This is a genomic window from Kitasatospora gansuensis (genome assembly GCF_014203705.1).
GTDB classification, from domain to species: Bacteria; Actinomycetota; Actinomycetes; order Streptomycetales; family Streptomycetaceae; genus Kitasatospora; species Kitasatospora gansuensis.
On sequence record NZ_JACHJR010000001.1, the window covers coordinates 4,043,201 to 4,067,957 of the forward strand.

Annotated in this window: 23 protein-coding genes and 1 tRNA gene; 15 read left to right on the forward strand and 9 right to left on the reverse strand. The window is 70.9% G+C overall.

Going from position 1 to position 24,757, the window contains the following annotated elements; translation table 11 throughout:
• Position 1: 1 nt before the first annotated feature.
• Genes F4556_RS17805 through F4556_RS17825 form a run of 5 tightly spaced genes read left to right on the forward strand, consistent with a single transcriptional unit; the run spans position 2 to position 4,050 of the window.
• Positions 2-805 (forward strand): class I SAM-dependent methyltransferase, encoded by an 804-nt coding sequence (locus tag F4556_RS17805; protein WP_184916889.1) that lies wholly within the window; start codon positions 2-4, stop codon positions 803-805.
• Entirely contained in the window at positions 802-1,986 is a 1,185-nt protein-coding gene (locus F4556_RS17810) for a cytochrome P450 (RefSeq protein WP_184916892.1), read from the forward strand. Before F4556_RS17805 ends, F4556_RS17810 begins: the two co-directional genes overlap by 4 nt.
• The gene (locus F4556_RS17815; RefSeq protein ID WP_184916895.1) at positions 1,983-2,999 is read left to right on the forward strand and encodes a hypothetical protein; all 1,017 of its coding nucleotides are present in this window, start codon (positions 1,983-1,985) and stop codon (positions 2,997-2,999) included. Before F4556_RS17810 ends, F4556_RS17815 begins: the two co-directional genes overlap by 4 nt.
• A complete protein-coding gene (locus F4556_RS17820; protein WP_184916898.1) occupies positions 2,996-3,802 on the forward strand; it encodes a thioesterase II family protein in 807 nt (268 codons plus the stop codon). The genes F4556_RS17815 and F4556_RS17820 overlap by 4 nt, the downstream gene beginning before the upstream one ends.
• Positions 3,802-4,050 carry a hypothetical protein gene (locus tag F4556_RS17825; protein WP_184916901.1) on the forward strand — a complete coding sequence of 83 codons (249 nt, stop codon included), beginning with the start codon at positions 3,802-3,804 and terminating at the stop codon, positions 4,048-4,050. Before F4556_RS17820 ends, F4556_RS17825 begins: the two co-directional genes overlap by 1 nt.
• Positions 4,051-4,254: 204 nt before the next feature.
• Here the strand turns inward: F4556_RS17825 and F4556_RS17830 are convergent, their stop codons facing one another.
• The 3 genes from F4556_RS17830 to F4556_RS17840 all read right to left on the reverse strand — a co-directional run bounded on the left by F4556_RS17830 (position 4,255) and on the right by F4556_RS17840 (position 7,052).
• The gene (locus F4556_RS17830) at positions 4,255-5,232 is read right to left on the reverse strand and encodes a helix-turn-helix domain-containing protein (RefSeq protein WP_184916904.1); all 978 of its coding nucleotides are present in this window, start codon (positions 5,230-5,232) and stop codon (positions 4,255-4,257) included.
• A gap of 150 nt (positions 5,233-5,382) precedes the next feature.
• Positions 5,383-6,108, reverse strand: coding sequence for an HAD family hydrolase (locus F4556_RS17835; protein WP_313068345.1), 726 nt, complete (start codon positions 6,106-6,108; stop codon positions 5,383-5,385).
• Positions 6,102-7,052 carry a ScbA/BarX family gamma-butyrolactone biosynthesis protein gene (locus F4556_RS17840; protein WP_184916907.1) on the reverse strand — a complete coding sequence of 317 codons (951 nt, stop codon included), beginning with the start codon at positions 7,050-7,052 and terminating at the stop codon, positions 6,102-6,104. Before F4556_RS17840 ends, F4556_RS17835 begins: the two co-directional genes overlap by 7 nt.
• A 388-nt stretch (positions 7,053-7,440) precedes the next feature.
• On the opposite strand from F4556_RS17840, the gene F4556_RS17845 reads away from it, so the two are divergent.
• Entirely contained in the window at positions 7,441-8,088 is a 648-nt protein-coding gene (locus F4556_RS17845; RefSeq protein WP_313068346.1) for a ScbR family autoregulator-binding transcription factor, read from the forward strand.
• A 64-nt stretch (positions 8,089-8,152) separates the two neighbouring features.
• Here the strand turns inward: F4556_RS17845 and F4556_RS17850 are convergent, their stop codons facing one another.
• Complete coding sequence (locus tag F4556_RS17850; RefSeq protein WP_184916910.1) at positions 8,153-9,436, reverse strand: adenylosuccinate synthase; 1,284 nt, start codon at positions 9,434-9,436, stop codon at positions 8,153-8,155.
• Between the two features lie 126 nt (positions 9,437-9,562).
• Between F4556_RS17850 and F4556_RS17855 the strand changes: the two genes are divergently transcribed.
• The 3 genes from F4556_RS17855 to purM all read left to right on the forward strand — a co-directional run bounded on the left by F4556_RS17855 (position 9,563) and on the right by purM (position 13,311).
• Positions 9,563-10,387: a diacylglycerol kinase gene (locus F4556_RS17855; protein ID WP_313068347.1), complete on the forward strand. Its 825-nt coding sequence runs from the start codon at positions 9,563-9,565 to the stop codon at positions 10,385-10,387.
• A 219-nt stretch (positions 10,388-10,606) separates the two neighbouring features.
• A complete protein-coding gene (gene purF / locus F4556_RS17860; RefSeq protein ID WP_184916914.1) occupies positions 10,607-12,187 on the forward strand; it encodes an amidophosphoribosyltransferase in 1,581 nt (526 codons plus the stop codon).
• A 35-nt stretch (positions 12,188-12,222) separates the two neighbouring features.
• On the forward strand, positions 12,223-13,311 hold the full coding sequence (gene purM, locus F4556_RS17865; protein WP_184916918.1) for a phosphoribosylformylglycinamidine cyclo-ligase: 1,089 nt from the start codon (positions 12,223-12,225) through the stop codon (positions 13,309-13,311).
• A gap of 155 nt (positions 13,312-13,466) precedes the next feature.
• Here purM and F4556_RS17870 read toward each other — a convergent pair whose 3' ends face one another.
• Positions 13,467-13,715: a DUF3073 family protein gene (locus tag F4556_RS17870; protein WP_184916921.1), complete on the reverse strand. Its 249-nt coding sequence runs from the start codon at positions 13,713-13,715 to the stop codon at positions 13,467-13,469.
• A gap of 359 nt (positions 13,716-14,074) precedes the next feature.
• On the reverse strand, positions 14,075-15,250 hold the full coding sequence (locus F4556_RS17875; RefSeq protein WP_376775713.1) for a Glu/Leu/Phe/Val dehydrogenase dimerization domain-containing protein: 1,176 nt from the start codon (positions 15,248-15,250) through the stop codon (positions 14,075-14,077).
• Positions 15,251-15,393: 143 nt separating this feature from the next.
• On the opposite strand from F4556_RS17875, the gene F4556_RS17880 reads away from it, so the two are divergent.
• Together F4556_RS17880 and bldC are read left to right on the forward strand one after the other, a co-directional pair.
• A complete protein-coding gene (locus F4556_RS17880; protein ID WP_184916923.1) occupies positions 15,394-16,278 on the forward strand; it encodes a DUF8083 family protein in 885 nt (294 codons plus the stop codon).
• A 527-nt stretch (positions 16,279-16,805) separates the two neighbouring features.
• Complete coding sequence (gene bldC, locus F4556_RS17885; RefSeq protein WP_014137253.1) at positions 16,806-17,012, forward strand: developmental transcriptional regulator BldC; 207 nt, start codon at positions 16,806-16,808, stop codon at positions 17,010-17,012.
• A gap of 345 nt (positions 17,013-17,357) precedes the next feature.
• Here bldC and F4556_RS17890 read toward each other — a convergent pair.
• Together F4556_RS17890 and hrpA are read right to left on the reverse strand one after the other, a co-directional pair.
• Positions 17,358-17,431, reverse strand: a tRNA-Asp gene (locus tag F4556_RS17890).
• Positions 17,432-17,523: 92 nt separating this feature from the next.
• Positions 17,524-21,489, reverse strand: a complete 3,966-nt coding sequence (gene hrpA, locus F4556_RS17895; RefSeq protein WP_184916925.1) for an ATP-dependent RNA helicase HrpA — start codon at positions 21,487-21,489, stop codon at positions 17,524-17,526.
• A 119-nt stretch (positions 21,490-21,608) separates the two neighbouring features.
• Between hrpA and F4556_RS17900 the strand changes: the two genes are divergently transcribed.
• The 3 genes from F4556_RS17900 to F4556_RS17910 all read left to right on the forward strand — a co-directional run bounded on the left by F4556_RS17900 (position 21,609) and on the right by F4556_RS17910 (position 23,935).
• Positions 21,609-22,412, forward strand: a complete 804-nt coding sequence (locus tag F4556_RS17900) for a class I SAM-dependent methyltransferase (protein ID WP_184916929.1) — start codon at positions 21,609-21,611, stop codon at positions 22,410-22,412.
• Between the two features lie 106 nt (positions 22,413-22,518).
• The gene (locus F4556_RS17905) at positions 22,519-22,872 is read left to right on the forward strand and encodes a WXG100 family type VII secretion target (protein WP_184916932.1); all 354 of its coding nucleotides are present in this window, start codon (positions 22,519-22,521) and stop codon (positions 22,870-22,872) included.
• Positions 22,873-22,918: 46 nt separating this feature from the next.
• Positions 22,919-23,935, forward strand: coding sequence for an NlpC/P60 family protein (locus F4556_RS17910; protein ID WP_184916935.1), 1,017 nt, complete (start codon positions 22,919-22,921; stop codon positions 23,933-23,935).
• Positions 23,936-23,977: 42 nt separating this feature from the next.
• Here the strand turns inward: F4556_RS17910 and F4556_RS17915 are convergent, their stop codons facing one another.
• Complete coding sequence (locus F4556_RS17915; RefSeq protein WP_057234322.1) at positions 23,978-24,196, reverse strand: hypothetical protein; 219 nt, start codon at positions 24,194-24,196, stop codon at positions 23,978-23,980.
• 338 nt (positions 24,197-24,534) lie between these two features.
• Here F4556_RS17915 and F4556_RS17920 point away from each other — a divergent pair, with 338 nt between their 5' ends.
• Complete coding sequence (locus F4556_RS17920; protein ID WP_045694210.1) at positions 24,535-24,738, forward strand: cold-shock protein; 204 nt, start codon at positions 24,535-24,537, stop codon at positions 24,736-24,738.
• The last annotated feature ends 19 nt before the right edge of the window (positions 24,739-24,757 follow it).

The following is a 24,757-nucleotide window of genomic DNA, read 5'->3' on the forward strand; positions in this document are numbered from 1 at the left end:
GATGACTCAGGAAATCCTGGAGCAGCCCGTCGAGGTCCCGGCCTGGGACGCGGGCCGCTACGACAGCCAGTTCGGCTACGTCTCCCGGCTGGCCGGCGGGGTGCTCGACCTGCTCGCCCCGCAGCCCGGCGAGACGGTGCTCGATCTCGGCTGCGGCACCGGCGAGTTGGCCGAACAGATCCGCGACCGGGGCGCCCGGGTGCTGCTGGTGGACAGCGACCCGGCCATGGTGGTGGCCGCCAGCCAGCGGTTGCGGCAGCCCGCGGTGCTGGCCGACGGCCACGACTTCAAGGTGGTCGAGCCGGTCGACGCGGTGTTCTCGAACGCCGCGCTGCACTGGATGACCCGCCCAGAGCAGGTGATCCGCTCGGTCCGCACCGCGCTCCGCCCCGGCGGCCGGTTCGTCGCCGAGATGGGCGGCGCCCGCAACGTCGCCGGGATCGTCGAGGCGCTGCGCGCCGCGCTGGCCGAGCGCGGCCAGGACGCGGGCCTGCGCTCGCCCTGGTACTTCCCCGAGCCCGGCGAGTACGCCGAGCTGCTGGAGAACAACGGCTTCCGGGTCAGCCGGATCGAGCACTTCCCGCGCGAGACCGAGCTGCACGACTGCCCGGACGGGGTGGTGGACTGGCTGCGGATGTTCGGCTCCGCCCTGGTCGCCCACCTGCCCGAGGCCGAGCACGAGGAGGTCTTCCGCCGGGCCGGCGAACTGGCCGAGCCCACCCTGCGCCGGGACGGCCGCTGGTACGCCGACTACTGGCGGCTGCGGTTCGTGGCGGTATCGGCGGAGACGGAGACGGCCCGATGACCGTCGCCGCCGAGCGGGCCACCGCGGGGCTGGACTCCCCGGCCTTCCGGCTCGACCCCTACCCCGCGTACGCCCGGCTGCGCGAGCAGGGCCCGCTGGTCTGGTCCGAGCCGGACCGCACCTACTACGTGACCACCCATCAGGCGGTCGGCGCGGTCCTGAAGGACAAGAACGCCTCGGTGGAGAGCCCGTTCCGGGCCTCCCGGGTGCTGTTCGGCCGCACCGTGATGGACGTGGACGGCCGCGAGCACGCCCGGCTCCGCTCGCTGACCAACCGCTCCTTCGCCGCGCCCGCCGTGCCCGGCTACCTGGAGGACCTGGTCCCCAACTCGGTGCACCGGGTGATCGACGGTCTCGGCGGCAGTGGCCGGGCCGACTTCGTGGCCGGCTTCGCCAACGAGGTCCCGATCCGGGTGATGTCCCAGATCATCGGCGTCCGGACCGAGGACGTGGAGGAGTTCCAGTCCTGCACCGACGCGGTGATCGGCTACTTCGACGCCGCCACCCCCGACACCCGGCGGGCGGCCGTGACCGCCTGGGCCGGTATGCGCGAGCTGCTGCACCGCCGGGTGGACGAGCTCCGCCCGGCCCCGGACGGCAGCGTGATCGGCCAGTTGCTGACCGCCGCCGCCGAGGGCGCGGAGGTGGACGACGACGAGATCGTCCGGCAGATCGGCCTGCTCATCCCGGCCGCCATCGACACCAGCAACCGGCTGCTCGCGAACGCCCTGCACGTGCTCTGCACCCGGCCCGAGCTACTCGAACGAGCCTATGCGGAGCCGGAGTTGCTGGAGGGCATCGTCGAGGAGACGCTGCGCTTCGAGCCACCGATCCACAGCACGGTACGGATCTGGACCGGCGGCGAACTGCTCGGCACCGAGGTGCCGCGCGGCTCGCTGCTGACCATCCTGCTCGGCTCGGCCAACCGCGACCCCGAGGTCTTCCCCGACCCGGACGTCTTCGACCCGGAGCGCCCGGCCGCCCGCCACCTGTCGTTCGGCGCGGGCCGGCACCAGTGCATGGGCCGCCGGATGGCGCTCGCCGAGGTGATCACCGCCCTGCGCATCCTGCTGGAGCGCTGCCCCGACCTCCGGTTCGCCGAACCCCACCCCGACCCGATCGAGGGCTTCTCGTTCCGGTCCCCCGCCAAACTCTTCCTCGCCTACGGGAGCACCAGATGAACGCCGGTCAGATCAGCCACCGCTCCGGGGTCACCGGGCTGGAGTGGGACGCCGTGGAGAGCGTCTACTACGACTGCCACGTGGTGAGCCTGGCCCAGCTGCTGCCCAGCCGCCTGTTCGCCGCCTTCCTGCTGGTGGCCGGCGCACCCCGGATCCAGGCCGACTGGGGCGGCCTGACCTGCCGCAACCTGCTGGACAGCGAGGCGGCCAGGGACGTGGTGCTGCTCCAGGAGTTCGGGGTGGAGAAGTACCACCTGCCGGTGGAGGGCGACCTCGCCGCCACCATCGAGGCCACCGTGCGCGAGCACGGCCACTGCATCGCCCGGGTGGACAGCTACTACCACGAGCACTTCCAGGAGTACTACCTGCAGGAGCACCGCACCAACGGCCACAAGGTCACGGTGATCGACTTCGACGCGCAGACCTGGACGGGCATCGACAACGTCGGCACCCGCACCCTGGCGCTCACCTTCGACCGGCAGCTGTTCGTCGAGTCGGTCCGCTCCAACCTGTTCCACGTCTACGAGAAGCATGACACGCTCTACCGGCTGAACGTCGGCGAGCGGGCGCTCGAGCTGCTCAAGTCCGGTGCGGTGCGCGAGCGCGAGGCGCGCGCGGTGGACGAGTTCCTGGCCGACCGGGCCCGGCTGGCCGGGGAGATCGAGGCGTACCGGCAGGCGTTCACCGACGCGCTGGCCGAGGGCGGGATCCGGCGGTACGCCCAGTTCGCCAACTCGTACACCTCCGCGCTGATGACCGAGCGGGCCTACCTGGCGCTGATCGAGGCGTACTCCCGCAGCACCGAGCCCTGGGAGCTGCTGCCGGACGGCGGCGAGGGCCTGATGGCCGCGCTGAACGAGGCGGTCCGGGCCTGGCGGATGCTCAAGATGCTGTGCCGGACGGCCCAGTTGGGCAACGAGGTGAAGGACAGCGCGCTGCTCGGCGCGCTCGGCCGGGTGGTGACCGCCGAGCTGGCCACCGTCGGCGCGGCCGCCGTGCCGGTGCCCGCATGAGGGTGTTCCTGCTCCCCCCGGCCGGTGCCTCGGCCGGGGTGTTCAAGGACTGGATCGAGCCGTTGAGCGCTCTCGGCGTCCAGCCGGTGGCGGTCGAACTGCCGGGCCGGGGCACCAGGTTGGGCGAACCGCTGGTGGATTCGGTGCCCGCCCTGGTGGACCGGCTAGTGGCCGAGCACACCCCGGCCCAGGGGGAGCGCTGGGCGGTGGTCGGCCACAGCATGGGCGCGCTGCTCGGCGCCGCCTGGGCGGCCCGGGCGCACGCCCTCGGCCGGGCGGCCCAACTGTTGCTGGTGAGCGCCTCGGCGCCGCCCTGGCTGCACTCGACCGCCGCCGAACTGGTCGGCACTGACGATGAGTTGTGGCAGCGGGTCGCCGACCTGGGCGGGCTGCCGCCGGCCCTCAGGGCGCACCCGGCGGCCCGGCTGCTGTTCGGCCGGGTGCTCCGGGCGGACGTCACGGCGGCGGCCCGCTACCGCCCGGCCGGCCCCGAACCGGTCGGCTGCCCGGTGCTCGCGGTGCGCGGCGCGGACGATCCGCTGGTGACGGCCGGGCTGCTGTCCGGCTGGGCCGGTCTCACCGACCGTGCTTTCGAGGAACTGACCCTGCCCGGTGGGCACTTCTACCGCGACGGGCTGGCCGACCTGCTCCCGGTGCTGGCCGCCCGGCTGACCGCAATCGGCCCGGCTGTCAGCAACCTGTCAGCGCCGGACAGCTTGCTGACGGACGGTCCGTCAGTTGGACGGTCCCCCCGTGGAGATGATGGTGCACCTACCAAGTTCACCGAAAGGGTCGCCCGTTGATGGAGAGCACTACGCCGTACCGGGTGCTGGTCGGGACCGAGGACGCGCTGGCCGCCGGGGTCGCCCCGATCGGCGCGGTCCGGCTGCTGGCCCAACTGCCGCCCGGCTGGCGGACCGTCCACCGCGCGCCGGCCGCCGGCCTGCTGGAGCTGACCGGGTACGCCCCCAGTCTGGCCGAGCTGCGGGCCGAGGTCACCCGGGCGCTGGCCGACCCGGCGCTGCGGACCTGGCGGCTGGCCGAGGGGTGACCCGGGGGTGGCACCAAGATGTCGCCCGCTGGCAGCTTGCTGGTGGCCCCGACCCGTCCGAACCGCCCGCCGGGGCGGCAGACTTGACGAAGTCGGGCAGCGGGCCCGGCGTGACGGCACGTCACGGACGGACGGGGGAGCGAAATGGACCACGGCAACGGCTGGGAGTAACGGACCGCACGCGGCCGACCGGTTCCGAAGCCCCTAGATCCAGCCCGCCTCCTTGGCGAGCATGGCGGCGTGGAACCGGTTGGCGGCGTTCAGCCGGAGCATCAGATCGGCCACGTAGCGCCGGAAGGTCCGCAGCGAGACCCCCATCTGCCGGGCGCCGATCTCGTCCTTGTCCACCGCGCACAGGATCCGCAGCACCTCCCGGTCGGCCGCGCTGAGCGCCCCGGCCGCGGTCGGCCCCTCCAGGTCGTACGCCGAGGACCAGATCTCCTCGAACAGCCGCACCATGCTGGAGACCAGCCCCGGCTGACGGATCACCAGCGCTCCGCGCGCGCTCCGCCGCGGGTCCACCGGCACCACCGCGACCTCCTCGTCGTACGCGACCAGCCGCTCCACCGCGCGGTCGCTGACCCGGATCCGGGCCCCGAGCCCGGCCAGTTCGCGCAGGTAGGCGTGGGTCACCGGGTGCTCGGCGGCCTCCTGGGTCACCACGGTGCGCAGGCCGACGCCCCGGCGCAGGCAGCGCAGGTCGAGCGGGCGGGCCACCGCGATCATCTCGGGGGAGTACGAGGGCTGCAGCGCCAGCACCTCGCGGCGGGCGAAGAAGGCCAGGTCGTCCAGCCGGGACCGGACCTCGGCCACCCCCTCCAGCCGTTCGATCTCCACCGGCTGCTCGTCCCGGTGGCCGTCCCGGAAGGCGGCGCAGAGCTCCGGCAGGGCGGTCCGGACGGCGGCGACCCGGCGCAGGTCGTCGTTGAGCTGGGTGAACCGGCGCTCGATCAGCCGCTCCACCGCCCCGGCCGGGTCCACCACGGCCCAGGGGCTGTCACCGGGCCCGGGTCGCACCAGGCCGTGGCCGGCCAGCACCGCGAGGGCCCGCTCGGCCTCCCCGGCCGGCAGCCCGCTCTCGCCGGGCAGGTCGGTGCAGCGCGGGTGGTCGAGCAGGTGCAGGTAGATCCGGAGGGCGTCCGGGCCGATGCCGAGGCAGGCCAGGTCGAGCGTGCTGGTCATCTTCGTTCGGCTCCGTCCGGTCGGCCGTGCAGCGTGACCTCGTTCATGCCGTCCCCCGTTCTCTGATGGCTCGTCATTAATATACCCTCGGGAAGGTATTTTTTGATGGCCCAATACGGCGGCGACCCCGGAGTCCGGGGTCGCCGCAGGTCAGTGGCCCAGCACCCGCCAGCCGGCCCGGGCCGCCTGCTCCGCCAGCCCTGGGTCGGTGCCGACCGCGACCGGGTGGCCCACCGTCCGCAGCATCGGCAGGTCGGTGGCGTCGTCGCCGTACGCGTAGCAGTCCGCCGTCCGCAGGCCGAGCGCGGCGACGGTCCGGCGGACCGCGGCCGCCTTGGCCTCGCCGATCATCGGCTCGACCACCTCGCCGGTCAGCCGGCCGGAGTCGTCCAGCTCGGGTTCGGTGCACAGGATCAGCTCCGCGCCCAGCTCCTCGGCCAGCGGCTCCAGCAGCTCCCGGCAGGAGCCGGAGACCAGGGCGATCCGGTGACCGGCCGTCAGGTGTCCGCGCAGGGCGGCCACCGAGCCGGGCAGGAAGGCGTCCGGCCGGTCCCGGAAACCCCGGTACCACTCCGCGCCGGCCGCCCGCAGCCGGTCCGCCGGCACCCCGGCGAACAGCCGGAAGTACGCCCGGTTCCGCTCGGCCCTGGGCAGCGGCCCGGTGAGCAGCGAGCGAAGCTCGTCCGGGCGGTCCGGCGCCCAGTGCTGCCAGAAGGCGACCATGCTCTTGGCGGCGATCAGCGTCTCGTCCACGTCGAAGAAGGCCACCGCTCGGCCCGTCGTCGTGCGGCTGCCCCGCACCCGCCGGTCGCAGCGGCCGTTCGCCCGGTGCTCCGCCGCCGCGAGGCCACCGTCGGTCCGAAGTTCCGTCAGCACGAGGCCACCGTCCGGGCGTTGAACAGCGCGGAGGCGACCTGGCGGCCGTCCTGGGTGGCCAGGGTGAGGATTCGGCCGTCCTCGACCCGGGCCGAGACGGTCACCTCCCGGTGGTGCTCGCCGAAGGAGTGGAAGACCAGCCGCCCGTCGGTCGGCGACCAGCCGGGTACGGCCCTGGCAGCCGCCTGGCGGAGCGCCTCCAGCAGCACGGTGCCGGGCACGTGGTCACAGGGGTGGTCGAACAGCACCGGGTGGGTGGGGTCGGCCAGCAGTCGCCAACTCCCGTGCGGCAGCGCGGGATCGTCGGTCAGCAGGACGTCCCGGCGGTCGGCAGGGCCCGGCCGGCCGACCGGCCCGGCCCCGGCCAGGTAGCCGGCCCGCTCGCGCAGCAGCGCGTACGGCGCGGGCGGCAGCACCTCCCAGCGGACCCCCATCCGGGCGCAGCGCACCCCGTCCACCAGCAGGGTCGCCTCCAGCGCGAACCGGAACCGCCGCCCGGTGATCCGGCGGACGCAGGTGGCGTCCAGCAGCACCGGCAGCCCGGCCCGGCCGCCCCCCGGCAGTCGGTCGCCGAGGAGCTCGAAGTCCAGGTCCTGCATCACGAAGGGGTGCCCGGCCGGGACGTCGAGGAAGCGGTGCGCCAGGTGGATCGCGGCCTGCCGGACGGTCTCCACCAGCAGCAGCGGATCGCTGGTCAGCGCCTCCGGGCGGTGGCCGAGCAGGTGGTTCCTGGACCAGCGGGCGGCGACCGCGTAGCGGTCCCCGGTCAGCTGCCGCGCGTCGGTGATCAGCACCTCGCGGTCGGCGCTCTTGTGCACGCTGGCCCGCGACACGGGCCGGTCGAAGCTGAGCGGCCGACGGGCGGAGTCGGCCCCCGCGGCCGCTCCGATCGCGGCCGGTGCGAGTGGTGCGAGTGGTGCGCAGGTGGTGGTGGCAGGCGACATGGACGAACCCTCCCCTTGGGAATTTCCATGAGCTACGAAGCCTGTCCGGGCGGTCGGCGCGCCGTTGCGCGACCGGGTGCGGTCAGGTGAGTGTTCCGAGCGGAATGTTCCGGCTGCGGGCCGGGCGGTGCGGCACGGGTCGTGGCGGGTCCGCTGTACGGACGGCTCGTCGTGCGGGTACCGGCCGGCTGGACTACGAGTCCTCGGCCGAGCGGGCGGTCACTGCGCCGATGGCGGTGACCTGGCCCGACTCCTCGGTGCGCCTGGGTGACTTGGTGATCACGTTCGGCGCTCGGCAAAAATATACCTGCCGGGATGTATATTGCAATGCCCCACCCGGGGATACCCTCAGCGACACAGCACAACGCACCACCGGAAGGCCCACAGCGTGGAAGACGCACCGAAGCTCGCAGGCTGGGAGAGCACTCCGCCCAGCGCCCGCCGGAGTCCCGACCTCCGGCAGGACCGTGCCCAGCGGACCCGGGAGCTGGTCCTGAACTGCGCCGCCGAGCTGTTCGCAGCTCGCGGCTTCCACGGCACCTCGGTCCAGGACGTGGCCGCCGCGGCCAAGATGACCAAGGGAGCCGTCTACTTCCACTTCCCCGGCAAGGAGGTCCTCGCGGTCGCCGTGGTGGAGGCCCACTACACCCGCTGGCCCGCCCTGCTGGAGCGCGCCAAGGCCCAGCAGGCCGGCCCGCTCGGCACCGTGCTGGCGATGGTGGACGGCGCCGCCGAGGCGTTCGCCGACGACGTGGTGGTGCAGGCCGGGGCCCGGCTGCAACTGGAGTCCATCCTGATCGGACTCCCGCTGCCGACCCCGTACATCGGCTGGATCGAACTGCTCACCGACCTGCTCGGCCAGGCCCTGGAGCAGGGCGAGCTGCGCCCCGACGTGGACCCGGGCGCCGCCGCCAGGACCATCGTCTCGGCCTTCTTCGGCATGCAGCACATCTCCGCGACCCTGTACGACCGGGCCGACCTGCGCGAGCGCTGGAGCGAGGTCCGCGAGCTGGTGCTGCTCCCGCTGCGCGCCTGAACCGACGCCGAAGGGCCCCGCGCAGCAGGATCGCGCGGGGCCCTTCGGGTGTTCAACTACCCGATCAGACGAACGAGTTGATCTGGATCGTCTCGGTCCGGCCGGGGCCGACCCCGATCGCCGAGATCGGCGCGCCGGACATCTCCTCCAGCGCCTTCACGTAGGCCTGCGCGTTCTTCGGCAGGTCGGCGAAGGTCTGCGCCTTCGAGATGTCCTCGGTCCAGCCGGGGAAGTTCTCGTAGATCGGCTTGGCGTGGTGGAAGTCCGACTGGTTGTACGGGAGTTCCTCGACGCGCTTGCCGTCGATCTCGTACGCCACGCAGACCGGGATCTGCTCCCAGCCGGTCAGCACGTCCAGCTTGGTGAGGAAGAAGTCGGTCAGGCCGTTCACCCGGGTCGCGTACCGCGCGATCACCGCGTCGAACCAGCCGCAGCGCCGGTCACGGCCGGTGGTGACACCGCGCTCGCCACCGATCCGCCGCAGCGCCTCGCCGTCGGCGTCCAGCAGCTCGGTCGGGAACGGGCCCGAGCCGACCCGGGTGGTGTACGCCTTCAGGATGCCGATGACCCGGTCGATCTTCGTCGGGCCGATGCCGGCACCGGTGCAGGCACCGCCGGCGGTCGGGTTCGACGAGGTGACGAAGGGGTACGTGCCGTGGTCGACGTCCAGCAGGGTGCCCTGGCCGCCCTCCAGCAGGACGACCTTGTTGGCCTTCAGCGCCTCGTCCAGGACGAGCGTGGTGTCGGCCAGGAACGGGCGGATCTTCTCGGCGTAGCCGAGGTACTCCTGGACCACCAGGTCGGCCGGGATGGCGCGGCGGTTGTAGAGCTTGACCAGCAGCTGGTTCTTGTCGTGCAGGGCCGCTTCGACCTTCTGGACGAGGATCGACTCGTCGAAGAGGTCCTGCACCCGGATGCCGACGCGGTTGATCTTGTCCGCGTAGGTCGGGCCGATGCCGCGGCCCGTGGTGCCGATCCGGCGCTTGCCGAGGAAGCGCTCGGTGACCTTGTCCAGGGTGCGGTGGTACGGCGTGATCAGGTGGGCGTTGCCCGAGATCAGCAGCTTCGAGGTGTCGATGCCGCGATCGTTCAGGCCGCTGAGCTCGGAGAGCAGCACGCCCGGGTCGATCACCACACCGTTGCCGATCACCGGCGTCACGTTCGGGCTGAGAATGCCGGAAGGCAGCAGGTGCAGGGCGTACTTCTGATCGCCGATGACCACCGTGTGACCGGCGTTGTTGCCGCCCTGGTAGCGAACGACGTAGTCGACGGAGCCGCCGAGGAGGTCCGTCGCCTTCCCCTTGCCCTCGTCTCCCCACTGGGCACCAACGAGCACGAGTGCCGGCACAGGCGTACACCCCTTCCGGTTGGGGCATCCTGCGTAGGCCGCAGTCTGCCCCGAGATAGACGAAGCCCCTGGCGCAATAGCGCAAGGGGCTCTTGCACCGAGAGATTACCTGAGGAAGGACCGGTCGTGTCGTCGCTGTCCACGCCCGAAGACCGCGCCGTCGATCCGGACACCCCTGGTCAGCTGCTGGTCCTGCTCGACCCGGCGGCCCGGCAGGCCGACGGCGAGTCGGTCCGGATCGCCCGGGACGTGCTCTGCGGGGGCGCGGACGTGAAGGTCGCACTGCCGGAGAGCCCGTCCGAACTCGACCGGGTGCTGGCTCATCGGGGCCGTCGCCGACCGGTTGTGATCGGTTCCGATCTGGCGCTGCAACGCGTGCTGCAGGCCCTGCACCGGCAGCGTGAGCTGGGCACCGACCCGATCGGCCTGATCCCGGTCGGCCGGCCCGAGGCGCTGGCCACCGGACGTTCGCTGGGCGTTCCCGGGCAGCCGGTGGCGGCCGCCAGGGCGGTCCTGCACGGCGCCGCCCGCAAGCTCGACCTGCTGGTGGACGACGGCGGCGGGGTGGTGTTCGGCGGGGTCAGCATCCACGCCCACGGCGCGAGCCGCCCGACCGGACTGCGTTCGCTATGGGCGAAACTGGCTGCGGCCGAGCAGGGGACCTCACTCGGTTCCGACGACCCCCGGCTCCGGGTCGAGGCGGACGGCCGGCTGCTGGTCGACCTGGACGAGCCGGTGCACCGCCTGCAGGCCGCCCTCTCGGCCGGTTCCGGCGAGATGGAGCTGCTGCTCCAGCTGGCCCGCGGCCCGCGCACCGTCCGGGCCACCCGGCTGGCGGTGACCGGCCGCGACTTCGGCTACCAGGCGGACGGCTGCCGGGTCGGCCCGGTCCGGGCCAGGGTCTGGACCCTCCATCCGGGGGTCTGGCAGCTGCTGCTGCCGGTCGCGTGAGCAGGGTCACGTCCGGGGCCGCGATCCGACGGGTCGTCAGCTCCCGGAACGGGCCGCAGTCCGGGTGCGACAAGGCCCGACACGCATTCAACGAATTGTTGCCGGGAAAAGCGGGGGAGCGGTAAGGGGTTTTGTCTACGCGCGTCGCTATCGGATCGGCCAATTCACCGCCCGTTCGCTGTTCGGGAAGGCGTACGGAACTGCCCTAGACTCGAAGACGTGCCACGTGGAGACGGACGACTCAACCACGATCTTCTTCCCGGCGAGAAAGGCCCCCAGGACGCTTGCGGCGTCTTCGGTGTCTGGGCTCCCGGCGAGGAGGTCGCAAAGCTCACGTACTTCGGCCTCTATGCCCTGCAGCACCGCGGACAGGAATCCGCGGGCATCGCAGTCAGCAACGGAGCCCAGATTCTCGTCTTCAAGGACATGGGACTTGTCTCCCAGGTCTTCGACGAGGCCTCCCTGGGTTCGCTGCACGGTCATATCGCCGTCGGACATGCCCGCTACTCGACCACCGGGTCCTCGGTCTGGGAGAACGCCCAGCCGACCTTCCGGGCGACCGTTCACGGTTCGCTGGCCCTCGGCCACAACGGAAACCTGGTCAACACCGCCGAGCTCGCCGAGATGGTGGCCGCACTGCCGGGCGAGGAGCACGTCTCGCGCTCCGGCCGCTCGGCCGCGACCAACGACACCGACCTGGTGACGGCGCTGCTCGCGGGCCACCCCGATCTCTCGATCGAGGAGACCGCCAAGCTGATCCTGCCCAAGGTCAAGGGCGCGTTCTCGCTGGTCTTCATGGACGAGCACACCCTCTACGCGGCCCGCGACCCGCAGGGCATCCGCCCGCTGGTCCTCGGCCGCCTGGAGCGCGGCTGGGTGGTGGCCTCCGAGACGGCCGCCCTCGACATCTGCGGCGCGTCCTTCATCCGCGAGGTCGAGCCCGGCGAGCTGATCGCCATCGACGAGAACGGCATGCGCACCTCGCGCTTCGCCGAGGCCAAGCCCAAGGGCTGCGTCTTCGAGTACGTCTACCTGGCCCGCCCCGACACCTCCATCGCCGGCCGTAACGTGCACCTCTCCCGCGTGGAGATGGGCCGTCGGCTGGCCAAGGAGGCCCCCGTCGAGGCCGACCTGGTGATAGCCACTCCGGAGTCCGGCACCCCCGCCGCGATCGGCTACGCCGAGGCCAGCGGCATCCCGTACGGCTCCGGCCTGGTGAAGAACGCCTACGTGGGCCGCACCTTCATCCAGCCCAGCCAGACGATCCGTCAGCTCGGCATCCGGCTGAAGCTGAACCCGCTGCGCGAGGTCATCCAGGGCAAGCGCCTGGTGGTCGTGGACGACTCGATCGTCCGCGGCAACACCCAGCGCGCGCTGGTCCGGATGCTCCGCGAGGCGGGCGCCGCCGAGGTGCACATCCGGATCTCCTCGCCGCCGGTCAAGTGGCCGTGCTTCTTCGGCATCGACTTCGCCACCCGCGCGGAGCTGATCGCCAACGGCATGACGGTCGAGGAGATCGGCCGCACCCTCGGCGCGGACTCGCTCGCCTACATCTCGATCGACGCCATGATCGAGGCCACCACGATTCCCAAGGACCGGCTCTGCCGGGCCTGCTTCGACGGCGTCTACCCGATGGAGCTGCCGGACCCGGCGCTGCTCGGCAAGCTGCTGCTCGAGGCCGAGATCGCCGGTGGCAAGCAGCAGCCCGCGGTCCGCACCAAGCCGACCGGCACGGACCTGGACGGTGTCCAGTCCCTGCTCGGCGGTCACGGCGCGGCCGACGCGCTGCGGCGTCCGTAGTTTCTCCGTCCCCCGACCCGAGAGGGCCGTCAGCAGTGACCAGCAACCAGAGCAGCGGCGCCACCTATGCCGCCGCAGGTGTCGACATCGAGGCGGGCGACCGCGCCGTCGAGCTCATGAAGCAGTGGGTGAAGAAGGCCGACCGCCCCGAGGTGGTCGGCGGACTCGGCGGCTTCGCCGGGCTCTTCGACGCCTCCGCCTTCAAGCGGTACGAGCGCCCGCTGCTGGCCTCCGCCACCGACGGGGTCGGGACGAAGGTCGCCATCGCGCAGGCGATGGACAAGCACGACACGATCGGCCACGACCTGGTCGGCATGGTCGTCGACGACCTGGTCGTGTGCGGCGCCGAGCCGCTCTTCATGACCGACTACATCTGCGTCGGCAAGGTCGTGCCGGAGCGGGTCGCGGCGATCGTCAAGGGCATCGCCGAGGGCTGCGTGCTGGCCGGCTGCGCGCTGGTCGGCGGCGAGACCGCCGAGCACCCGGGCCTGCTGGGCCCGGACGAGTACGACGTCGCGGGCGCCGGCACCGGTGTGGTCGAGGCGGACGCGCTGCTCGGCGCGGAGCGGGTCCGGGCGGGCGACGTGGTGATCGCGATGGCCGCCTCGGGTCTGCACTCGAACGGCTACTCGCTGGTCCGGCACGTGCTGCTGAACGAGGCGGGCTGGAAGCTGGACCGCAAGGTCGAGGAGTTCGGCCGGACGCTCGGCGAGGAGCTGCTCGAGCCGACCCGGATCTACTCGCTGGACTGCCTGGCGCTCACCCGGGCCACCGAGATCCACGCCTTCTCGCACGTCACCGGCGGCGGCCTGGCGGCCAACCTGGCCCGGGTCATCCCGACCGGCCTGCACGCCCGCCTGGACCGTGGCACCTGGTCCCCGCTGCCGGTCTTCCAGACCGTGGCCAGGGTCGGCAACATGGCCGCCCTGGAGATCGAGAAGACCCTGAACATGGGCGTCGGCATGGTCGCCGTCGTCCCGCCGGAGTCGGTCGACACGGTGCTCGCGATCCTCGAGGACCGCGACGTGGAGGCCTGGCTGCTGGGCGACATCGTGGACCGCACCGACGAGCACGGTGACGCCGCGACGCTCTACAACGCGTACGACGGCTTCCAGCTCAGCTGATCCCGCCGTCCTGAGGGCCCCTCCGGGGGCCCTCAGTCGTTTCCGGAACCCGCCTGCCACCCACCCGTCGCGCGGGAACGCCGAAAACCGGCTCGGCACCCTCGGGTACCGAGCCGGTCAGGTCAGGCCCGCGCGGCGGAGCCGCACATCAATGCCTACGCGCGACGGGACTGGCTACTGCCGGCGTCCGCTTCCGCGTCGTCATCCTCGTCGGCGTAGAGGTCCGCATACGCCGCGTAGGGATCGTCCTCTTCCTCTTCTTCGATCGGTTCTGGCTTGATCGAAGCGGTGGAGGGCGATACACCCAGCTCGCTGGACAGACGGTTGGCGTCAAAGCCGCCGCCGTTGTACTTCAGCTCGCGGGCGACCTTCGTCTGCTTGGCCTTGGCCCGGCCGCGCCCCATGGGTCGACCCCCTCAACGATGGGGCTCACGGCCCCGAGTCTGACACGTGTTCATGATCAGGAGCGGTCTGCCCGAAGTGGGAGAACCGTCCCTTGGAGCATTAACGGTACCTGTTTCCGCCGCCGAACGGTACGTCGCCGGTGTGACGTGGCGCGCACTGCCACCCCCCGAAACCAGGTCCTTCCAGGTCACGAGGGGATTTTCGGGCTTTCGCAGGCTGTTCAGAGCCTGCCCAGGCCGGTTGTTCCGGGACCGATTATCCCCCGACCGGGGGCTCGGAACCGCCCGTTCGGGCTACCAATCGAGAATCCGGTTCCACATCGTGATGCGGGGGAGGCACGCCTCCCCCGCATCACGGCTCAGCCCTGGCGGGCGCCCGGCAGCAGCACCGAGCGGAGCGCGCTGATCTCGCGCATCCGCTTCTCGGCCAGCCGGTCGGCGGCCACCGCCGGGGGCACGCCGTCGGCGGTGGCCCGGGTGAAGATCTCCAGCGTGGTGTCGAAGATCTTGGTGGCCTTGGTCTTGGCCCGGTCGAAGTTGTAGCCGCCCTTGTGCTGCGACTCGAACTCGTCGGCCACCTGGATCACGCCGCCGGAGTTCACCAGGTAGTCCGGCGCGTACAGGATGCCGCGGCCGGCCAGGTCCTTCTCGACGCCCGGGTGGGCCAGCTGGTTGTTGGCCGCGCCGCAGACCACCGCGGTGCCGGCCGCGCCGAGCGCGCCGACCGTGTGGTCGTCCAGCGCGCCACCGAGCGCGCAGGGGGCGTAGACGTCCAGCCGGGCCTGCAGCAGCGCGGCGGTGTCCGCGACCACCTCGACGTCCGGGTAGGCGGCCCTGACCCGGTTCACGGCGGCCTCGGAGACGTCCGTGATCACCACGGTGGCACCGTCCGCGACCAGGTGGCCGACCAGGTAGTGGCCGACCTTGCCGACGCCCGCGACGCCGACCCGGCGGCCGCGCAGGGTGGGCTGGCCCCAGCTGGCCTGGGCGGAGGCGCGCATGCCCTGGAAGACGCCGAAGGCGGTCAGCACCGAGGAGTCGCCGGCGCCGCCCTGCTCGGGTGAGCGGCCGGTCACGTAGTCGCACTCACGGGCCACCACGTCCATGTCCTGCACGTAGGTGCCGACGTCGCAGGCGGTGACGTAGCGACCGCGCAGCGACTGCACGAAGCGGCCGTAGGCGCGCAGCATCGCCTCGTTCTTCGCGGTGTTCGGGTCACCGATGATGACGGCCTTGCCGCCGCCGAGGTCGAGCCCGGCCAGCGCGTTCTTGTAGCTCATCCCGCGCGAGAGGTTGAGCGCGTCCTCGAGCGCCGCCTCCTCGGAGACGTAGGGGAAGAACCGGGTACCGCCGAGGGCCGGGCCGAGGGCGGTGGAGTGGATGGCGATGATGGCCTTCAGGCCGGAGGCGCGGTCGTGGCAGAGCACGACCTGCTCGTGGCCGTCGTTCGGCGCGCCGTCCTGCTCGGTACGGAAGATCCTGCTCAGCACGCCGGGTGCGGGGTGCGAAGCGGACAGAGTCTGTACGTCGGTCACTGTGGTGACTCCAGTATCTGTGGCCCACTGCTGTGGTGTGGGCGCCTGTAACGAAGCCTAGTCGCGGGGCTGTGGCCCGTTCTGCCCCTTGGCACAACGATTCAGATCCTTCCGGGGTACCCGGTCGGCTCCCCCGTGCGACGATGCCGGGTGTGACCGCTGTGCGTACCTCGGTGCTCCCGCCCTACGCGGCCCATCTGCGTGTGTACGAGCCGCTGGCCGCCTATCCAGGGCCCGAACGGGCCCGCTGGCAGGCCTACGCGGCCCGGTACGGCCCGGACGCCGTGGAGGCGGCCCAGGCGGTGGCTCCGGCGGTGCTGGCCGAGCAGCGGGGCGCGCTGGCCGAGCTGCTGGCCCGGACGCCGCGGGCGCTGCCCGAGCGGGAGAGCGAGCGGGCCTTCGTCCGGGTGCTGGACGGGGTGACCTACGTCTGTCCGTGGGCGACCAGGCTGCGCAGCTGGCAGGCGATGGAGGAGCTGGCCGAGTCGCTGCCGGTGGCGCTGCTGGACACCGTGCTGCCACCGGTGGTCCGGGCGGCCGCGCAGGCCGACCGGGAGCGCTGGCGGGCGGCCCACCCGGACGCCCGGCCGTGGATCCTGACCAACCGCTGGGAGGTGCCGGTGCGCTGGTTCCTGCCGTTCGGCACCGAGGACCGCTGCTTCCTGCCGGCCGGACCGCCGGACCGGCCGGCCGCGCTGTTCTACCTGACGCCGATGTCGCAGGCCCGGCGTCGGGTGGCCCGGGCGTACCGGGCGCTGCGCGAGCGGGTGCCGAGCGGGGCGCTGGCCAGCGGGGTGGAGGGGCTGGGGCGGTGGCTGGAGGAGTTCCACCCGCGCTCGCTGGTGGAGCTGGACTACGGCGGTCTGGTGCACCTGCTGGGCGCCGGGCTGGCAGAGGAGGACTCGGTCGGTGAGATCGAGGCGGGGGTGGCGGCGCTGCGGGCCGGCGACGGCCCGGAGGCGGCCCGGATGTACGAGACCGTGACCGAGCGCTGGCGGCGGGTGCACGCGCTTCGCTACGCGAGCTGACACCTGGTGCGCTGACGAGGCGTCAGTCCCGGTCGGGGCAGGTGTCAGTGCCGCAGGCGATGATGGTTGGGACCTTTGGTTCTGAGGTCCGGGACGAAGGTCCCGGTTCGGGTCAATACCCCTCGAACGTGACACTACTCACCGTTGACGCTTACTTACGCCTATGTGTAAAAATGGGACAACCAGCCCAAGTTCACTCAGATGTGTCCACTTCTGGGTGGATCTGGGAGTAGTGCCTGTTTTGCGGGGAAACGAAGGGTCTGGTCCTCTCATAACCGCTTGTCACCGATTGGTGACTGTCCGCTATGGGACGGTCCATGGCCATCCGTCGCTCTTGAACCCGTGAGGGGTCAATTTTGGCGGTTTGGCCGATGGGGCTGGACGAATGGTGTAGTTGTAGACACCAGGACAAGCCGTTCGTCCTATTACCGACTCGGCCCGTCTATGCCATTTCGGGCATCGCGGGCCAAGGTGCAGAATTTGAAGGATAGAACCGCCCTGGTTCGGTTCTCCCGAGGAGGCCGCTCATGACCGCTCGTACCCCTGACGCCGAGCCTCTGCTGACGCCGGCAGAGGTCGCCACCATGTTCCGCGTTGACCCCAAGACGGTCACCCGCTGGGCCAAGGCGGGCAAGCTCACGTCGATCCGCACTCTCGGCGGCCACCGCCGGTATCGCGAGGCGGAGGTGCGCGCACTGCTGGCCGGTATTCCGGCGCAGCGCACCGAAGCCTGAGAAGGCCCCTCCGGGGCCTTTTCACCAGCTCACTGCAAGGGGCCGCATCCCTGACTCCGCCGGGTCGGGGAAGCGGCCCCTTTCGGCTTGCCCGGAATCCCCTGTTCCTATTGGGGCTGGTGTGAGGTGGGGGGAAAGGCGGGGAATGCATGTGCAATTTTATATATTAAATCAGTGACCCCCGAGCAGGGGTCCGACCTGTCCGGTCTCAAGAAAAGATAAGTGACGACCATCACAGCGGCGTTATCTTGTGGTCTAGACCTAGGGTGACGTAGAAGCTGACACCCGGTCAGCGGCAACACGAAGAGGCCCGGAGCCTGATGGCTCCGGGCCTCTTGCGAACTGCGATCCTGACGGGACTTGAACCCGCGACCTCCACCTTGACAGGGTGGCGAGCTAACCAACTGCTCCACAGGACCAGAGTGTTACTGCGATCTGTCTTGTTCGTCTGCTTCTCGCTCGCGAACAAGACAGATCGTACTGCATCCTGGGCCTCCAGGTCGAACCGGTCCTACAGCCCCGCCGCGGCCGCCTCCATCGCCTTCAGGATGCGCTTCTCCGAGACGGGCGTCGGCGTGCCGAGGCCCTGCGCGAAGAAGCTCACCCGGAGCTCCTCGAGCATCCAGCGGACCGCCCGCAGTTCGGCCGACGGCTCCCGGCCGGCCGGGACCTTCGCCAGCAGCTCGCCGTAGGCGTCCTGGACCTGCTGGACCTTGTGCAGGTGCAGCAGGTCGCGCTGCGGGTGGTTGGGCAGTGCCTCCAGCCGGCGGTCGACCGCGAGCAGGTAGCGCTTCAGGTCGGGCAGCCGCTGCCAGCCGGTGGCGGTCACGAAGCCGGGGTGCACCAGCGAGGCCAGGTGCAGTCGGACGTCGTTCACCGCGGTCAGCAGCACCGGGCTGGAGACGCTCTTCAGCCGGTTGGACGCCTTGTGGAAGGCGATCAGCGCGGTGGCGGTCTTCAGCGTGGTGTCGGCGGACAGCTCGTACAGGTCGGCCCTGACCTTGTCGTACAGCTTGGTGAAGGACGGCTCGTCCCAGGCGGGCCCGCCGTGCAGCGCCATCAGCCGGTCGGTGGCGGCCGCCACGATGTCCTCGAACAGCGCCGGGATCGACCCGTGCGGGCTGTACGAGAGCGCCAGCTTGGCCTGGTTGCCGAGCCGCTGCTGGATGGACTTGGCGGGGGAGTTGATGCTCAGCATCAGCAGCCGCCGGGTGCCCGCCCACATCGCCTGCTGCTGGGCCTCGGGGGTGTCGAAGAGCCGGATCGCCACCGAGTCGCCCTCGTCCACCAGGGCCGGGTACGCGCGCAGCGAGTGGCCGCGCGAGCGCTGCTCGAAGGTGCGCTGGAGCACCGGCAGGTCGGCCGGCCAGCCGGTCAGGCCGGTCTGTTCGATGCCCTGGCCGGAGGCGGCCGAGGAGAGGGTCTCCTTGAGCTTGGGCTTGAGCTTGAGCCGCAGGTCCTCGAGGTCCTTGGACTCGGCCAGCTTCTTCTTGCCGTCCACCACCCGGAAGGTGATCCGCAGGTGGTCCGGGACCCGCTCGTCGTCCCAGGCCTCCGGCGGGATGGTGATCGCCGTCATCCGCTTCAGGACGTGCTCCAGGGTGGGCAGCAGCGGCTCCTGACGGTCCTTCACCTGCCGCAGCGCGGCGGTGGCGAAGTCCGGGGCGGGCACGAAGTTGCGCCGGATCGCCTTGGGCAGCGCGCGGATGTACGCGGTGACCAGCTCGGTGCGCAGCCCGGGGATCTGCCAGTCGAAGCCCTCGGCGGTGACCTGGTTGAGCACCGGGAGCGGGATGTGCACGGTGACGCCGTCCGCGTCGCTGCCGGGCTCGAACTGGTAGGTCAGCTTGAAGCGGAGCTTGCCCTGCTGCCAGTAGTCCGGGTAGTCCGCCTCGGTGACGCCGTCCGCCGAGTCGTTGATCAGCATCGACTTCTCGAAGTTCAGCAGGTCCGGCTGGTCGTGCCGGGCCTTCTTCCACCAGGCGTCGAAGTGCCGGGTGGAGACGATGTCCTCGGGCAGCCGGGTGTCGTAGAAGTCGAACAGGGTCTGGTCGTCCACCAGGATGTCCCGGCGGCGCGCCCGGTTCTCCAATTCCGCGACCTCGCTGAGGAGTTGGCGGTTCTCGCCCCAGAAGCGGTGATGGGTCTCCCAGTCGCCCTCGACCAGTGCGTTGCGGATGAACAGCTCCCGGCAGAGCTCCTGGTCGATCTTCCCGTAGTTGATCTTCCGCTGGGCGACGATCGGCATCCCGTACAGGGTGACCTTCTCGTACGCCAGCACCGCGCCGGCCTTCTTCTCCCAGTGCGGCTCGCTGTAGCTCTTCTTGATCAGGTGCCCGGCCAGCGGCTCGACCCACTCGGGCTCGATCTTGGCGTTGATCCGGGCCCACAGCCGGGAGGTCTCCACCAGCTCGGCCGACATCACCCAGCGCGGCGGCTTCTTGAACAGGCCCGAGCCGGGGAAGACCGCGAAGCGCGCGCCCCGCGCGCCGGCGTACTCGCGCTTCTCCACGTCGAACAGGCCGAGGTGGGAGAGCAGGCCGGACAGCAGCGCCTGGTGGATCCGGTCGGCGTCCGGCTCGACGTCGTCATGCGGCTCTTCGATGGTGACGCCGAGCTGCTTGGCCACGGTGCGCAGCTGGGTGTAGATGTCCTGCCACTCCCGTATCCGCAGGTAGTTCAGGAACTCGGACTTGCACATCCGGCGGAAGGCCGAGGAGGAGAGCTCCCGCTGCTGCTCCTTGACGTACCGCCACATCGCCAGGAAGGCCAGGAAGTCGGAGGTCTCCGAGTTGAACCTGCGGTGCCGCTCGTCGGCCGCCTGGCGCTTCTCGGCGGGCCGCTCGCGCGGGTCCTGGATGGAGAGCGCGGCGGCGATCACCATCACGTCCCGGACGCAGCCGAGCCGGTCGGCCTCGATCACCATCCGGGCCATCCGGGGGTCGACCGGCAGCTGGGCCAGCTTGCGGCCGAGCGGGGTGAGCCGCTTGCGGTGGTCCTTCTCGGCCGGGTCGAGCGCGCCCAGCTCGTGCAGCAGGTTGACGCCGTCCTTGATGTTGCGCGAGTCCGGCGGGTCGAGGAACGGGAAGGCGGCGATGTCGCCGAGCCCGGCGGCGGTCATCTGCAGGATCACCGAGGCGAGGTTGGTGCGCAGGATCTCCGCGTCGGTGAACTCGGGCCGGGAGAGGAAGTCCTCCTCCGAGTACAGCCGGATGCAGATGCCGTCCGAGGTACGGCCGCAGCGGCCCTTGCGCTGGTTGGCGCTGGCCTGGCTGACCGCCTCGATCGGCAGCCGCTGGACCTTGGTGCGGTGGCTGTAGCGGGAGATCCGGGCGGTGCCGGGGTCGATCACGTACTTGATGCCGGGGACGGTCAGCGAGGTCTCGGCCACGTTGGTGGCCAGCACGATCCGGCGGCTGTTGGAGTGTTGGAAGACCCGGTGCTGCTCGGCCGAGGAGAGCCGGGCGTACAGCGGCAGCACCTCGGTGAACTTCAGGTTGAGCTTGTTGAGCGCGTCGGCGGTGTCGCGGATCTCCCGCTCGCCGGAGAGGAAGACCAGGATGTCGCCGGGCCCCTCGGCCTGCAGCTCCTGGGCCGCCTCGCAGATCGCCTGCACCTGGTCGCGGTCGCGGTCGACGTCGGCGTCCTCCTCGCCCTCCTCCAGGATCGGGCGGTAGCGGACCTCGACCGGATAGGTGCGTCCGGAGACCTCGATGATCGGCGCGTCGCCGAAGTGGTTGGCGAACCGCTCCGGGTCGATGGTCGCCGAGGTGATGATGACCTTGAGGTCGGGCCGGCGCGGCAGCAGCTGTTTGACGTACCCGAGGATGAAGTCGATGTTGAGGCTGCGCTCGTGCGCCTCGTCGATGATCAGGGTGTCGTACTGGCGGAGCTCCCGGTCGGTCTGGATCTCGGCCAGCAGGATGCCGTCCGTCATCAGCTTCACCAGGGTGTCCGGCCCGACCTGGTCGGTGAAGCGGACCTTCCAGCCGACCGCCTCGCCGAGCGGCGTACGCAGCTCCTCGGCCACCCGCTCGGCCACCGTCCGGGCCGCGATCCGGCGCGGCTGGGTGTGGGCGATCAGGCCCTTCACCCCACGGCCCAGCTCCAGACAGATCTTCGGGATCTGGGTGGTCTTGCCGGAGCCGGTCTCACCCGCGACGATCACCACCTGGTGGTCCCGGATCGCCGCCAGGATGTCGTCCTTCTTCTGGCTGACCGGGAGCTCGGCCGGGTACGTGATCTCCGGCACCGCGTTCCGGCGCTGTTCGACCCGGAGCTCGGCGCGGTCGATGTCCGCCGCCAGCTCCGCCGCGATCTTGTCGCGGGCCTCCGGCTTGCGGACCCGGCGCGCCCCGTCCAGCCGCCGGCCGATCCGCTGCTGGTCACGCAGTGTCAGCTCGGGCAGCCGAGCGGCCAGCTCCCCGACGGTGGGTACATCGGTGGGCTGGGCTTGGGGAGAACTCACTGCGGACATCCCTCTAGGTTCGCAAGGAGGGGCGGGCTGACGCACCTCGGTTTTCGAGCACCTCCAGTGTCACAGACCGCCGACGGACCCCCGTCGTAGGCTGCGGCAGGACCAGCTGAGGGGTGGACATGCAGGAATTCGACATGCACGAACGCCGGATGTGGGGCGCCGACGGCGTGCCGGCCGCCTACCGTCGCGGCTTCGCCGGGCTCTGCGCGGGTGCGGTGCCCGCCCTGCTCGACCGGGTGGCGGCCGGGCCCGGCCTGCGGCTGCTGGACGTCGGTACCGGTACCGGCACGGTGGCCGCCGTCGCGCTGGCCAGGGGTGCCGCGGTGACCGCCGTGGACGCCGAGCCGCAGATGGTGAAGTCCGCCTCCGAGCGACTTCCCGAGGTGCCGGTCTCGCACGCGCTGCTGCCGGAACTCCCGTTCGCCGACGGTGAGTTCGACGCGGTGGCGGCCAACTTCGTGGTCAACCACGTGGCCGACCCGGTGGCCGCGCTGGCCGAGCTGCGCCGGGTGGTCCGCCCCGGCGGCCGGGGCGCCGTGACGCTCTGGCCGGCCACCGGCAACCACGCGATGGACCTGTTCGGCGAGGTGCTGGACGCGGTCGCGGTGGAGCGTCCGGCCTTCCCGTCCGTCCCGGTCGCCTTCGAACGGACCCCGGCCGGCCTGGCCGGACTGCTCACCGAGGCGGGCTGGCAGCAGGTCGAGGCCACCGAGCTGAGCTGGACGTACCGGGTCGACCCGGAGGACTGGTGGGCGGGCCCGGCCGGCGGCGTGGCGAACATCGGCCTGGTCGTCACCACCCAGCCGCCGTCCGTGCTGGCCGCGCTCAAGCAGGCGTACGACCGCCTGGCGGCGGACCGGCTGGACGCGGACGGGCTGCTCGTCCTGGAGGCCCGCGCCGTCCTGGCCGACGGCACCCGGTGACCGGCCGGGGCGTCCGAGGGACGGGCGGACTCCCCGGGACTTCGGTGTTCGGATAGCCTTTTGACGGATTGTCATCCTGCAGGTACGAGGTTCCGGGGGAGCCACTTTGAACTTCATCAGCGAAGCATGGGACGACGCCAAGGACCTGGTCGGGGCAGGTGCCAAGGTGGTCAAGGACATCGTCATGGCACCCGCCGAGATCGCCCGCTGGGCCCTCGGTGAGATGTTCGGCGGGGGCGAGGACGAGCTGCGCCAGATCGCCAAGGAGCTCGCCGAGCTCGGCAAGGAGTTCGACAAGCTCAGCACGGACGTCAACTCCGCGCTCGGCAAGCTCACCTGGCACGGCCCCGCCGCCGACGCGTTCACCACCCACGCGCAGGGCCGGGTCCGGGAGATGGCCGGGGTCGCGGACGAACTGGACGGGCTGAGCAAGGCGGTCGAGCGCCTGGCCAGCTTCTGAGGCCCGCCGGCGAAGATCATCACGAGGACAAGGGGTACGGGGAACCATGGCCGGTGAAAAGTTCGGCGTAGAGCTGCAGGAACTCGGCAGGATCCAGCAGGACTGGCAGCAAGCCAGTCAGCGGATGGCCGAGATGCAGAAGAGGCTCGGCAAGATCCAGGAAACGCTGGCGAAGGCGGTCGCGGTCGACCTGGCCGCCAGCCCGCTGGCCGGCATCGTCGGCTTCGGCATCGCCTTCGACGTGCTCCGGGACGCCAAGGACGTCGAGTCCCGCGCCCGGCACCTGATGGAGACCAAGGCCAAGCTCACCAAGGCGATCGCCGAGGACACCGAGAAGCTCAAGTCGGTGATCAAGTCGTACACCGAGGCGGACCGCAAGGTCGAGGACGACATGAAGGGCCAGGACAAGGCCCGTCCGAAGGACGACGGCGGATCCACCCGGATCAACGGCAAGGACAACGGCGGCGGGGGCGGCCAGTCCAAGCCCAAGGGCGGCGGCGGCGACGGTGGCGGGGACCACAGCAAGTACGGCGACCACAGCACCGACGACCGTGGTGTGAAGTACATCAACGGCGACAGCTGGGAGGACTGGAACGCCGGTGACCCGACCAGCAGGCGCCCGCACCCCAAGAACGGGCAGGGCCAGGGGGCCAAGGTCCGGCCGAACATGGACGGCCTGACGGACGAACGCCGGGAGATCCTGGAGCGCGCCATGAAGCGCGTGGACATGAAGCTCGGCTACAGCCAGGGCGCGATCACGGCCGGCTACCGGGTGGACTGCTCGGGCTTCGTCACGGCAGCCTGGGGCATCCCGCCGAACTCGGTGGGCGGTCTGAACACCGGGGGGCTGATGAGCCCGAGCGTCTCGGAGAAGATCAGCAAGAGCGATCTGCAGCCGGGCGACGCCCTGATCAACAGCGGGCACACCATCCTGTTCGGCGGATGGGCCAACGCGGAGCACACCAAGTACATCGCCATCGAGAACGCCAGCCAGGCCGGGACGGTCTCCCGGGTGGCCACGATGGACAACCAGTACGGCTTCTACCGCCGCAAGGACCTCTGAGCCGCCGGTCGGTCACCGCCACAGGGCGGTGACCGACCGGGGTCAGAGCAGGAAGAGCTTGGCAAAGGGTGCTGTGATCCGCACCTGCCGTGAGCCGAAGTCGACGAGCACCGCGAGCTCGCCCTCGACGGCGATGGCCCGGCCCAGGCCGTACTCGTCGTGGGAGACCCGATCGCCGACGGCGAACCGCTTGATCTGCGGCGTGGGCGCGGGGCGGAAGGGGCTGGTGGGGAGATGGCGCCGTGGCGCTGAATTCGTCATCCGTGTCAGTATGCGCCCAAATCCGGGCGGAGGGACCAGCCGCCAGGTAACGGATTTTCGGATTTTCTGGATCATGGAGTTTTCGCTGCCGCAGCAGGCCGGGCGCCGGTCCCCCGGGGAGGCCCCGCAGACTGGGCGTGTCGGATCCCCCCGCTGTGGCGCGAACCCTGCTACAGTCGTGGTAGTTGCAGTTGTGGTTCCCATGAACTTGTGTGCGCCTGCTGGTTGTAACGGCAGGCGCGTTTTTTGTTTCCCGGCTCTTTCCCCGGGCGGGCCCATCACGGCGACGCGGAGCTTGCGAAATGTGAGCTCTGGACAGTCCCCTGAAGGAGTTTTAAATGGCTAATGGCACCGTGAAGTGGTTCAACTCGGAAAAGGGCTTCGGCTTCATCGAGCAGGAGGGTGGCGGTCCTGACGTGTTCGCCCACTACTCGAACATCAACGCCAACGGCTTCCGTGAGCTGCTCGAGGGCCAGAAGGTCGAGTTCGACGTCACCCAGGGCCAGAAGGGCCCGCAGGCGGAGAACATTCGCCCGCTCTAAGTAAGACCCATGCCCGTAC